10 protein-coding genes are annotated in these 11,909 nt (G+C 69.0%); 3 read left to right on the top strand and 7 right to left on the bottom strand.

Annotated features, from left to right (window positions below):
- Positions 1–28: 28 nt before the first annotated feature.
- The 5 genes from purH to sucC all read right to left on the bottom strand — a co-directional run bounded on the left by purH (position 29) and on the right by sucC (position 5,805).
- Positions 29–1,636 (bottom strand): bifunctional phosphoribosylaminoimidazolecarboxamide formyltransferase/IMP cyclohydrolase, encoded by a 1,608-nt coding sequence (purH, locus tag QZV81_RS04740; protein ID WP_292833312.1) that lies wholly within the window; start codon positions 1,634–1,636, stop codon positions 29–31.
- Between the two features lie 30 nt (positions 1,637–1,666).
- Positions 1,667–2,260 (bottom strand): phosphoribosylglycinamide formyltransferase, encoded by a 594-nt coding sequence (purN, locus tag QZV81_RS04735; protein WP_292833309.1) that lies wholly within the window; start codon positions 2,258–2,260, stop codon positions 1,667–1,669.
- A gap of 4 nt (positions 2,261–2,264) precedes the next feature.
- Positions 2,265–3,614: a DUF6350 family protein gene (locus tag QZV81_RS04730; protein ID WP_292833306.1), complete on the bottom strand. Its 1,350-nt coding sequence runs from the start codon at positions 3,612–3,614 to the stop codon at positions 2,265–2,267.
- A 76-nt stretch (positions 3,615–3,690) separates the two neighbouring features.
- The gene (gene sucD, locus QZV81_RS04725) at positions 3,691–4,593 is read right to left on the bottom strand and encodes a succinate--CoA ligase subunit alpha (RefSeq protein ID WP_292833303.1); all 903 of its coding nucleotides are present in this window, start codon (positions 4,591–4,593) and stop codon (positions 3,691–3,693) included.
- 45 nt (positions 4,594–4,638) lie between these two features.
- Entirely contained in the window at positions 4,639–5,805 is a 1,167-nt protein-coding gene (gene sucC, locus QZV81_RS04720; protein ID WP_292833300.1) for an ADP-forming succinate--CoA ligase subunit beta, read from the bottom strand.
- A 122-nt stretch (positions 5,806–5,927) separates the two neighbouring features.
- Here sucC and QZV81_RS04715 point away from each other — a divergent pair, with 122 nt between their 5' ends.
- Complete coding sequence (locus QZV81_RS04715) at positions 5,928–6,605, top strand: TetR/AcrR family transcriptional regulator (protein ID WP_292833297.1); 678 nt, start codon at positions 5,928–5,930, stop codon at positions 6,603–6,605.
- Positions 6,606–6,621: 16 nt separating this feature from the next.
- Here QZV81_RS04715 and QZV81_RS04710 read toward each other — a convergent pair whose 3' ends face one another.
- Positions 6,622–8,346 (bottom strand): acyl-CoA dehydrogenase, encoded by a 1,725-nt coding sequence (locus tag QZV81_RS04710; protein ID WP_292833294.1) that lies wholly within the window; start codon positions 8,344–8,346, stop codon positions 6,622–6,624.
- Positions 8,347–8,478: 132 nt separating this feature from the next.
- On the opposite strand from QZV81_RS04710, the gene QZV81_RS04705 reads away from it, so the two are divergent.
- A complete protein-coding gene (locus QZV81_RS04705; RefSeq protein ID WP_292833291.1) occupies positions 8,479–9,522 on the top strand; it encodes an ATP-dependent DNA ligase in 1,044 nt (347 codons plus the stop codon).
- A 79-nt stretch (positions 9,523–9,601) separates the two neighbouring features.
- On the top strand, positions 9,602–10,768 hold the full coding sequence (locus QZV81_RS04700) for an AI-2E family transporter (RefSeq protein WP_292833288.1): 1,167 nt from the start codon (positions 9,602–9,604) through the stop codon (positions 10,766–10,768).
- Here QZV81_RS04700 and ligD read toward each other — a convergent pair whose 3' ends face one another.
- Entirely contained in the window at positions 10,769–11,779 is a 1,011-nt protein-coding gene (gene ligD / locus QZV81_RS04695; RefSeq protein ID WP_292833285.1) for a non-homologous end-joining DNA ligase, read from the bottom strand.
- Positions 11,780–11,909 lie beyond the last annotated feature (130 nt).

Below are 11,909 nucleotides of genomic sequence, written 5' to 3'. Positions count from 1 at the left end.
GGGGGGCGGGGGGCGGGGGCGGGGGGGGTTAGTGGAAGAAGTGGCGCTCGCCGGTGAAGAACATTGTCACGCCGGCGGCGCGGGCGGCGTCGATGACCTCCTGGTCGCGTACCGAGCCGCCGGGCTGGATGATCGTCTTGATCCCGGCGTCGATGAGCACCTGCGGGCCGTCGGCGAACGGGAAGAAGGCGTCGGATGCCGCCGCCGACCCCGCGGCGCGGACCCCGGCTCGTTCGACGGCCAGTCGGCAGGAGTCGACGCGATTGACCTGACCCATCCCGATTCCCACGGTCGCCGACCCCTGAGAGAGGACGATCGCGTTCGATTTGACCGCGCGGCAGGCCTTCCACGCGAAGGCGAGGTTCGCCTTCTCGCTCACCGCGGGCATGTCGCCCGTGACGAGCTGCCACCCATCCACGAGCGACTCGACTTCAGGCGGGAAGCGGTCGGCATCCTGCAGCAGGAGACCGCCCGACACGAGGCGCACATCCATGCGCTCCTGTTGCCAGTCGGCGGGCAGCCGCAGGACGCGAAGGTTCTTCTTGAGGCGGAAGACCTCGAGCGCAGCGGGCTCGAAGTTCGGCGCGACGATGACCTCGGTGAAGATATCGCGGAGGTTCTCCGCCATCTTCAAGGTCACCGTGCGATTGGCCGCGATCACGCCGCCGAACGCAGACACCGGGTCGCACTCGTGCGCGCGCAGATGTGCCGAGGCGATCGGATCGAGCGCATGAGGAGAGGCCGTCGCAATCCCGCACGGGTTCGCATGCTTGATGATCGCCACTGCCGGCCCCACCATGTCGAATGCCGCGCGGAGGGCGGCGTCCGCATCGACGTAATTGTTGTACGACATCTCCTTGCCCTGCAGCTGTGTCGCCTGCGCGATTCCGTGACCTCCGGCGCGCGAGTAGATCGCGGCGCGCTGATGGGCGTTCTCGCCGTAGCGGAGCGTCTCGAGGCGCTCGGCGTTGACGGTGAGGTGCTGAGGCAGATCACCGTCCAGGCCCAGAGTCTCCTCGGCGAACCAGGTCGCCACGGCGCGGTCGTAGTCGGCGGTGTGGGCGAAGGCGCGCGCGGCGAGTTCGCGACGCTGCGCGAGCGAAGTGCCGCCGCCGGCGACGGCTTCGACGATCGCGTCGTACGCGGCCGGAGAGACGACGATCGCAACGTTGGCGAAATTCTTGGCGGATGCCCGCACCATCGCCGGACCGCCGATGTCGATCTGCTCGACGACGGCGTCGCCGGTCGCACCGGAGGCGACGGTCTCGACGAACGGATAGAGGTTCACGACGACAAGTTCGAACGGCAGGATGCCGAGATCGTCCAGCTGAGCCTCGTGCTCCTCGAGCCGAAGATCGGCAAGCAGGCCCGCGTGCACGTTCGGATGCAGCGTCTTGACGCGGCCGCCCAGCGATTCGGGGAATCCGGTGATCTCGGAGACATCGGCCACGGTCAGGCCGGCGTCGCGCAGCGCCGCCGCCGAGCCGCCCGTCGAGACGATCTCGACGCCCGCCGCCGCCAGCGCCTGGCCGAGCGGCAGGAGTCCGGTCTTGTCGCTGACCGAGATCAGGGCACGGCGCACGGGAACGATGTCGCGCGGGCGGTAGAGGGCGGGGTCGATAGACGGGCCGGCCATGCGGGGCTCCCTTTGTTCGGGTCGAGGATTTCAGGGTGTGGCGAAGGGCGCAAGGTCGAGTTCGCCTGATCCGATGCGACGCACCACATCGATCAACAGCCGACGCTCGACCGGCTTGATGCGTTCGTGCAGGGTGTGCTCGGTATCACCCTCGAGCACGGGGACATGCTCCTGGGCGAGGATCGGGCCGGTGTCGACGCCGGTATCGACCACGATGACGCTGGCGCCGGTCTCGGAGACTCCGGCCGCGAGCGCGTCACGCACCCCGTGCGCACCGGGGAAGGAGGGAAGATACGCCGGATGCGTGTTGATGAGCAGCGGCGCCCAGGCGCGCACGACTCCCTCGGGCAGCAGGCGCATGAGCCCGCTCAGGACGACGAGGTCGGGCGACCAGACCTCGATCTGGCGGCGCAGTTCCTCGCCCCAGGCCGCTCGGGTGTCGAACTGCTCGTACGGAACGAGGAACGTAGGGATGCCGAACGCCTCGGCGTGCGCGAACCCGTCGGCTTCACGGTCAGCACCGACCACGACCACACGGGCGGGGAAATCGGGCTCGTCGGCGGCCTCGAGCAGGGCGCGGAGATTGGAGCCGGCGCCCGAAATGAGGACGGCGACCGTGAGCACGGCCCTAGTCTACCGACGGGCGCGGCGTGGATTCGGCGCCGGAGGCGTCGCCGAATCCACGGTCGAGGGGGACCGTGTCGCCGGCATCGGCCGTCGCGGGGTGATCGTCGTCGAACGGAAGGCGCGTCGGCACGAACGCCCGACCGACCGGCTCATACGCCTCCCACTCCGTTCGCGTCGTGTGCCGCGCGGGAGTCAGGAGCGCGATCGCGGCGCCCACGCCGAGCTCCAGCCCGACAGCCAGAGCGACCGGGCCCGGATCCGGGCCCACGAGAGCGAGCCGCCCCGGTCCGGCCGATCCCGAAGCAATCGCCGAAAGCAGCGCCGCCGAGGCGCCGCCCAGGACGGTGACCACGGCGAGTACGGTCAGCCGGGGCATCGTGTCGGCAGAACCCAGCCGCGCACGCGCGGCCCAGCCGGCGAGGAAGCCGACGGCGATGATGGCCAGGACCGTCAGCAGCATCCAGGACGACAACATCTCTGGCACGATCCCGAGGATCGGGATGCCGGGCAGCACTCCCAGGCTCGTGCCGGCGGGCGATACGTTGGTGCCGAGACCGATCGCAAAGCCCGGCCCCGCCGCGAACGCCATCGCCCACACCGCGAGGGTGGGCAGGTAGGCGAGCTGCCCGAGGGTGAAGACGACGGCTCCGACGAGATCGACATGGGCAGCTTCGTAGAGTGCGATCACCTCGCCGCCGCGAACGACAAGGCCTGAGACCACCAGCAGCGCGCCGACGCCCACGATGCCCGCGACGGCGACACCGAGTCCGGTCGCCGCCGCGGCGGCCTCGCCGTTCCGGCCGACGCGGGGCCGCAGGGCATCGACGAGGCCATCATCGCCCACACGCCAGGCGACCACGATCGCAGCGGCGAGCGAGGGCACGGCGAACACCAGTGTGGGAATGAGCACCGCCTGCCATGTGAAGATCGCCGCGACCGGGTTGCCGGAGCTCAGGCGCACGAGCACGGCCGCCGCAGCGAAGACGGCTGCGCCGGACACGACGCCGAAGGCCCCCGCGCCGGCCCGCGCGGCCCGGGCGCCCGAACGCGCACCCGCGAGCGCGCTGAACCCGGTGAACGCGAGGGGCGCGAGCGACAGCGTGAACTGGGCGGCATCGACGGGAATTCCCGTCATCGCGAGATAGTCCGGAGGGAGCGTCACGTGCAGCGGCACCAGGTGACCCAGCTGCCAGAGTCGTGCGGCGGACGGCCAGAGCGCTCCCCCGTCGGCCCCGCCGCCGAAACCGACCACCCAGAGCAGTGTCAGCGGCGCGAGCGCGGCCGCGAGTCCCACGGCCGCGGCCAGCAGCGCGTCGAAGGCGGCGAGAAGAGTGACGAGGAGGCGATTCATGCGGCTTCGACCCTACCCACGATTCGCGTGGGTCGCGCGCGCAGTGCCGCACGCGCTCTGCATCGCTCGGGGCGCTTTAGCGGCCGGCGATGATCTCGCGCATCAGCTCGGCGGTCTCGGACGGCGTCTTTCCGACCTTGACTCCGGCGGCCTCGAGCGCCTCTTTCTTGGCTTGCGCCGTGCCGGCCGAGCCCGAGACGATGGCGCCGGCGTGACCCATGGTCTTGCCCTCGGGCGCGGTGAAGCCGGCGACGTAGCCGACGACCGGCTTGGTGACGTGCGCCTTGATGTACTCGGCCGCGCGCTCTTCGGCGTCGCCGCCGATCTCGCCGATCATGACGATCGCCTGGGTCTCGGGGTCGGCCTCGAACGCGGCGAGCGCGTCGATGTGGGTTGTGCCGATGACCGGGTCACCGCCGATGCCGATCGCCGTCGAGAAGCCCAGGTCGCGCAGCTCGAACATCATCTGGTACGTCAGGGTGCCGGACTTCGAGACGAGGCCGATCGGCCCCTTGCCGGTGATGTTGGCGGGAGTGATGCCGGCAAGCGCCTCGCCGGGCGTGATGATGCCGGGGCAGTTCGGTCCGATGATGCGCGTCTTGCTGCCCTTGCTCTGCGCGTATGCCCACGCCTCTGCGGTGTCACCGACGGGCACACCCTCGGTGATGACCACGAGCAGCGGGATCTCGGTGTCGATGGCCTCGATCATCGCGTCCTTCGTGAACGCGGGCGGCACAAAGGCGATCGACACATCGGCGCCGGTCGCAGCGATCGCCTCGGCGACCGATGCGAAGACCGGCAGCTCGACGGGGTTCCCGTCTCTGTCGGTGTGCGCGACGGTGGTGCCCGCTTTGCGTGCGTTGACACCGCCCACGACCTGGGTGCCCGCCTTCAGCATGAGAGCCGTGTGCTTGGTGCCCTCACCGCCGGTGATGCCCTGAACGATGACCTTGGAGTCCTTGTTGAGGTAGATAGACATTGTCTGCTTTCTGGTCCCTGAGCTTGTCGAAGGGTCGTCGAAGGGTCAGGCGTTCGCCAGCTCGGCGGCCTTGTCGGCGCCCTCATCCATGCCCGCGGCAAGGGTGACGAGCGGATTGTTCGCGGCGGCGAGGATCGCACGGCCTTCGTCGACCTGGTTGCCGTCGAGACGCACGACGAGCGGCTTGGTGGCGGTGTCGCCGAGGATCTCGAGCGCCTTGACGATGCCCTCCGCGACCGCGACGCACGACGTGATGCCGCCGAAGACGTTGACGAACACGGACTTCACCTGCGCGTCGCCCAGGATGACATCCAGCCCCGCGGCCATGACGGTCGCCGACGCGCCGCCGCCGATGTCGAGGAAGTTGGCGGGCTTGACGCCGCCGTGCTTCTCACCCGCATAAGCCACGACGTCGAGCGTCGACATCACCAGGCCCGCGCCGTTTCCGATGATCCCGACCTGGCCGTCGAGCTTGACGTAGTTGAGACCGGATGCCTTGGCCTTGGCCTCGAGCGGGTCTGCAGCACTCTTGTCTTCGAGTTCCTCGTGCTCGGGATGACGGACCTCCGACGCGTTGTCGTCGAGCGTCACCTTGCCGTCGAGTGCGATGATGTTGCCGCTGCCGTCGAGGATGAGCGGGTTGACCTCGACGAGCGTGGCACCCTCTCCCCTGTACACGTCATAGAGCTTCACGAACACGTCGGCGACTTTCGGTGCCAGATCGTCGTCGAAGCCGCCCGCCCTTGCGATCTCGAGCGCCTTCGCGGAATCGATGCCGGTCAGCGGGTTGACCTCGACCCTGGCGAGGGCGTCCGGTCGCGTGACCGCGAGCTCCTCGATCTCCATACCGCCCTCGACCGAGCAGAGGGAGAGGTATGAACGGTTCGAGCGATCGAGCAGAACCGAGAAGTAGAACTCGCGCTCGATCTGGGCGCCGGCGGCGACCATGACCCGCTTGACGACATGCCCCTTGATGTCCAGACCCAGGATCGCCTTGGCGGCCTCATACGCTTCGTAGGCATTCTTGGCGACTTTGACGCCTCCGGCCTTTCCACGACCTCCAGTCTTGACCTGCGCCTTCACGACGACGACGCCGCCGATCTTCTCGGCGGCCGCCTTCGCTTCTTCGGGAGTGTCGGCGATGATGCCGGGGAGCACCGGCACTTCGTACTTCTCGAACAGGTCTCGTGCCTGGTACTCGTAGAGATCCACGTGCAATCCTTCGCTGGGCGACTGTGGTTTCGATGCCGAAAATCTCTCGATGTCGAGAGATCGACCAGTGGTCCAGCCTAGTACGCCAACCTGGATACCCTGCGCCCGCGTAGGCTCTCCCTATGAGTGAGGCCGGACCGACAACCGCACGCAACACGGTTGTCGCCGCCGCTCTGGATCTGTTCGCCGCGCAGGGTTTCGAGGCCACCTCGGTCGAGCAGATCGCGCAGGCGGTCGGAATGTCGCGCTCGACGTTCTTCCGTCAGTTCGGCGGGAAGGATGACGTGGTCTTCAGCGACCACGACCTCCTGCTCGCGCAGCTGCGCGCGGTCCTGAGGGACGCCGATGCCACCGCCGCGGAAAATCCGTGGGCGACGGTGTGCGCGGCATCCGTCGGGGTCTTCCGTCATTTCGCCGCTGAGCCGGAGCTCGCCCGCCGCCGTTACGCCGTCGTGCGCCAGGTGCCGACACTGCGCGAGCGCGAGATCGTGACCGTCTTCCAATACGAGCGGCTCTTCGACGAGTACCTGCGTGCGGCGCTGCCGGGGCTCGACCCGATCGACGCCGTCGCCTTCTCGGCCGCCCTCACCGCCGTGCACAATCATGTGCTGCGTCGGCTGCTGCGCGGAACCGAGGACATCGCCGAGTCGGTGCTCACGGACGCCTACGAAGTCCTTCTGCACCGCTTCGGCGTGCACCCCGATGGCGAACGGACGCGCAGTGACGACGTCGTGGTCGCGGTCTTCCCCCGGCGGATGCCGACCGCCGAAGTCGCTCGCCGGCTCCGCGACTCGCTCTGACAGCGCGCTCCGGCGATCAGGGCGCCTCGCCGGAGGCCACGGTTTCGGCGAGGGCGTGCACGCGCGGCAGATGATGCGCGCCATAGAAGTCCGCGGCGGTCAGGCGAGTCGCATCCAGTGGATCCGGAGTGGGATGCGCAAGCACGGCGGCGACGGCGAGCGCGTGCATCCAGCCGCCGGCGAGAGTGCCGAGCAGCATGAGGTACGGCACGCTGACGGCGTGCGCGTCACGGGGGGAGTCGGCGAAGCCGAGGACATCCGCCGTCGCGCGCCGCGCGGCGGCCACGGCACGGTCGAGGCGCTCGGCCGTGCGCACAGCGACCGGGTCGTCGCTCCCGCGGAGGGCGGCTGCGGTGCGGGCGATCTGCGCGAACAATCCCTCAGCGGTGGCCCCACCGTCGCGGATGACCTTGCGTCCGATGAGGTCGTTGGACTGGATGGCTGTCGTCCCCTCGTAGATCGGCATGATCCGCGCGTCGCGGTAGCGCTGCGCGATTCCGGTGTCTTCGATGAAACCCATACCGCCGTGCACCTGGATGGCGTCGCTCGTGAGGGCCACGGCATCCTCGGTCGCCCAGCCCTTGAACACCGGAACGAAGAACTCGGCGAGGGGCGTGAAGGCCGCATCCGACCGGGCCCGGTCGAACAGATCCGCGACGTACACGCCGAGGGCGCGCATCGCGAAGATGCGGCTCTCCATCGACAACAGCATGCGGCGCACGTCCGGGTGCTCGGCGATCGGCGCGCCGGCGGCGCGCCCGAGCACGCTGCCTTGCGTACGGGTCTGCGCGTACGCGAGTGACTGCTGCCAGGCGCGATCGGCGATGCCGGTCGCCTGAAAACCCATGCCGATGCGTGCCGAGTTCATCATGACGAACATGCCGGCCAGCCCCCCGCCGACCTCGCCGACGAGGTATCCCGTGGCGTCCTCGTACGCCAGGGCGCACGTGGGGCTGCCGTGGATGCCGAGCTTGTGCTCGAGCGCGACCGTTTCGACGGCGTTGCGCGCGCCGAGCGTTCCATCCGCGTTGACGAGGCGGCGAGGAGCGACGAACAGAGAGAGTCCCTTCGCACCATCGGGTGCGCCGGGAGTGCGCGCCAGCACCAGGTGGACGATGTTCTCGGCGATGTCGTGGTCGCCCCACGTGATGAAGATCTTCTGACCGCGGATCGCCCACGTGCCGTCGTCGCGCGGCGCTGCGATCGTCCGGATGCCGCCGAGATCGGTCCCGGCATCCGGTTCGGTCAGGTTCATCGTTCCGGTCCACTCGCCGGAGACGAGCTTGCTGAGGTACGTCACGCGCAGTTCGTCGGATGCCGCGGCATCGAGCGCATGGATCTGCCCCGCCGAGAGCAGCCAGCAGAGCGCGAAGGCCGCGTTGGACGCGTTCCAGATCTCGCCGAGCCCGGCGCGGACGGCACCCGGCAGACCGTCGCCCCCGGCCGAGACAGGCGCTTCGGCCGTGACCCATCCGGCTTCGGCGAACGCGCGATAGGCGTCGGCGAAGCCGTCCGGCATCCGGACGCGGCCGTCCTCGAGGCGCGCGCCCTCGCGGTCGCCGACCGTGTCCAGGGGCGCAAGGACGGATACCGCGAACTGCCCCGCTCCGGTGATGACCTCAGTGGCGTCCGCGGCGCTGAGCTCGCCGTCGGTCGCCCGCGCGACGACGTCGGTGCCGAAGACCTCACGAAAGAGGAAGGCGTAGTCCTCGACCGGAGGCCGATATGCGGCGGCTGCCATGATGAGCTCCTCGCGAGCAGGGTTGGGGTGATACTGAGACTCAGTCTAGGTGCAACTCAGTCTCAACCTTGATGCTGCTGACGAACCGCGCCGTCGCGGCACCCCTCGCGCACCGGCGGCTCACCCGGGAGGATGATTCTTGTGTACGAGATCCCAGCGCCCATGCTCGCGAAAGCCGTCACGGCGATCCCCGACCCGGCGAAGACACCCGGCGGACTCGGCTTCGAACCGAAATGGGACGGGTTCCGAGCGATCGTCTCGTGGGACGGTGCCGACGTCCTCATCGGCTCGCGCGGCGCCAAACCGCTCACGCGCTACTTCCCCGAGCTCGTCGACGCATTCGCGCGGCTCCTGCCAGAACCCTGTCTCATCGACGGCGAGATCGTGGTCGCCACGGGCCAGCCGGCCCGACTCCAGTGGGATGCCCTCTCGAGCAGGATCCATCCGGCGGAGTCCCGAGTAGCGCTTCTGGCGGAGCAGACCCCCGCAATGTTCATCGCGTTCGATCTTCTCGCGCGCGGCGAGCGGAACCTCCAGCCCGAGCCCTTCGAGCTGCGTCGCGCCGAACTCGGTTCTCTGCTCAGCGGGACCCCGCATCCGATCCACCTCACGCGGACGACGGCGGATGCGACGCTCGCCGCGCGCTGGCTTGCCGAGTTCGAGGGGGCAGGACTCGACGGCGTCATCGCCAAGCCTCTCGATCAGCCGTACGCTCCGGGCAAGCGGACAATGCTGAAGATCAAGCACGCCCGCACGGCGGATGTCGTCGCGATCGGCTACCGCGTGCACAAGAGCGGGCACGGCGTCGGTTCTCTGCTGGTCGGTCTTTACGACGCGACCGGAGACATTCAGGGTGTCGGCGGCGTCGCAGCCTTTAGCGACGCGCGGCGTCTCGCGCTCATCGACGAGCTGGCGCCGCTCGTGGCGCGCGGAGACGACGGAGAGGCCGTCACGGGCGAAACGGAGCGGTCGCGTTTCGCCGCGGCGAAGGACACCTCGTTCGTGCGCCTGCGACCCGAACGTGTCCTCGAGGTCCGGTACGACCAGCTGGAAGGCGACCGGTTCCGGCACACTGTTCAGTTCGCGCGGTGGCGACCGGATCGCGATCCGCGCTCCTGCACGTACGAGCAGCTCGACACGGTCGCGGTCTACGACCTCGCCGACATCCTGGAGTGACGACGGGGGACGGCACCGCTGAGCGCACGCTGATTGTCAACCCCGCACAGCACTCTCCTGCATCCGTTAGCGTCGAACCATGGGATTCTTCCGCCGTGATTCGACTCCGTTCCCCCTCACCGGCCCCCTGACCTTTGAGCCCCGGGCCGCCAGCGCACCCTGGCGCCTGTGGGCGGACGGCTTCGGCTCACTCGCGATCCGGTGCCTGCAGCTCATCCTGGTGGTGACGGTGGCCGGTGCGGCCATCTTCGGCATCCAGCTGATCACAGTCGTCACCATCCCCCTCGTCCTCGCCCTGATCCTCGCCTCGGCCTTTGAGCCGGTCATGCGGTGGATGCGGGGGCGCGGCGTTCCCTCTGTCGTGGCGACCCTGCTGACCCTGGTCGCGATCGTGGCGCTGCTCGGCGGCGTCGCATGGCTCATCGCGGCGGCGGTGCAGAACCAGTGGGCCGACCTTGCCGAGCAGGCCCAGCAGGGTTTCGAGGACGTCGTGGCGTGGGTCAACACGCTGCCGTTCGCTCCGACCGAGTCGCAGCTGCAGGACTGGATGGGTGCACTGACCGATTTCGTCACGAGCGCGCAGTTCGGCTCCGGGGCGCTCGCGGGCGTCGGCGCGGTCGCGAACTTCGTGACCGGCTTCGTCCTGCTCGTGACGGTGCTGTTCTTCTTCCTCAAAGACGGCCCGCAGATGTGGGAGTTCCTGCTGCGTCCGTTCAGTGGCGCGGAGTACGAGCGCGCCCGCCGGATCGGCGACAAGACCGTCGCCACCCTCGGCTCCTACATCCGCGGGACGGCGGGTGTCGCCGCCGTCGATGCGATCGGCATCCTCATCGGACTCCTGATCCTGCAGGTGCCGCTGGCACTGCCGCTCGCGGCGCTGGTCTTCATCCTCGCCTTCATCCCGATCGTCGGGGCCACGGTCGCCGGCATCCTCGCGGCGCTGGTCGCCCTCGTCGCCAACGGATGGATCGTGGCACTGCTCGTGGTCGGGGTCGTCGTCCTGGTGAACCAGCTCGAGGGGAACTTCCTGCAGCCGTTCCTCATGGGCAGGTCGATGAAGCTGCACGCCTTCGTCGTCTTGGTCGCCTTGACCGTCGGCGCCGTCGTCGCGGGCGTCGTCGGGGCGATTCTCGCGGTTCCGATCACGGCCGTCGCGTGGGGCATCGTGCAGGTGTGGGATGGACCGGACACCCCGGCCCGCTGGGCGCGCCCCAAGCATCCGGGCGATGCGGCACTCACCAGCTGATCAGGGCTTCTTCGCTCGACTCGGCTGAACGCGCGGCGGCTCACCGGGCATTTTCGGGAACTCCGGCGGGAACGGCAGTTCCCCGAGCCCCGCATCGAGGTCGCGTTGCCACCAATCGAGCAGGGTGTCGATCCGGCCGGGCTTCTGCTGCAGATCCCGCCACGGATCACCGATCGCCGCCAGCCTCGCGGGGACCGTCCGCACGGTGAAGGCAGACGGGTCGACGCCGGCGGCCAGCTCATCCCAGGTGATCGGGGTCGCGACGGTCGCGGTCGGCAGTGCGCGCGGACTGTAGGCGCCGGCCATCGTGCGATCACGGTTCGCCTGGTTGAAGTCGATGAAGATGCGCTGCCCCCGCTCCTCCTTCCACCAGGCTGTGGTGACCCTGTCCGGCAGACGGCGCTCCAGTTCCCGCCCTGCGGCGATGACGGCGTGCCGCGCGTCGAGGAACTCGTGCGTCGGCTCGATCGGGCAGAACACGTGGATGCCGCGGTTTCCGCTCGTCTTGATCCACGGCTCCAGCTCCGCGTCGCGGAGCACGTCGCGTAGAACCGGCGCGATGGCCGCGGCATCGGCGAAGTCCGTACCCGGCTGAGGATCGAGGTCGATACGCAGTTCGACCGGATTGTCGGTGTTCTTCGCGAGCGAGGCCCACGGGTGGAAGACGACCGTGTTCATCTGCACGGCCCAGACGATCGCGGCGGCCTCATCGAGGACGACCTGTGGATGCCGCCGCCCGCTGTTGTATGTGCACATCACCTCGTGGACGTAGTCAGGGGCGCCGCGCGGCGGGTTCTTGGAGAAGAACGCTTCGCCGTCGACCGAATCCGGAAATCGCTCAAGAGACACCGGCCGATGTCCGTTGGCCCGGAGGAACGGTTCGGCGACGGCGATCGCATACTCGGCGAGCTCGCGCTTGGTGATCCCCAGCGCGGGCCAGATGACCCGGTTCGGGCTCGACAGCGAGACGTCGCGGTCACCCGCCCGCATAGACACTCGCTCCGACGCCATTCCTCGACCCTAGGCCCGCTCCGGTGCGCGCGATAGGGCACTTTCGCTCACCCCGCCGTCGCCCCCGTCCGCTGCCCCCCCCGTTACTTTCTTCGTAGCCGCTTGGTGAGGATGCTGGGCGGTGGCAGCC

Origin of the sequence: Microbacterium sp., assembly GCF_011620665.1 — a bacterium.
In the GTDB taxonomy this organism is placed as follows: Bacteria; Actinomycetota; Actinomycetes; order Actinomycetales; family Microbacteriaceae; genus Microbacterium.
This window is presented reverse-complemented; position numbering and strand designations above follow the sequence as displayed.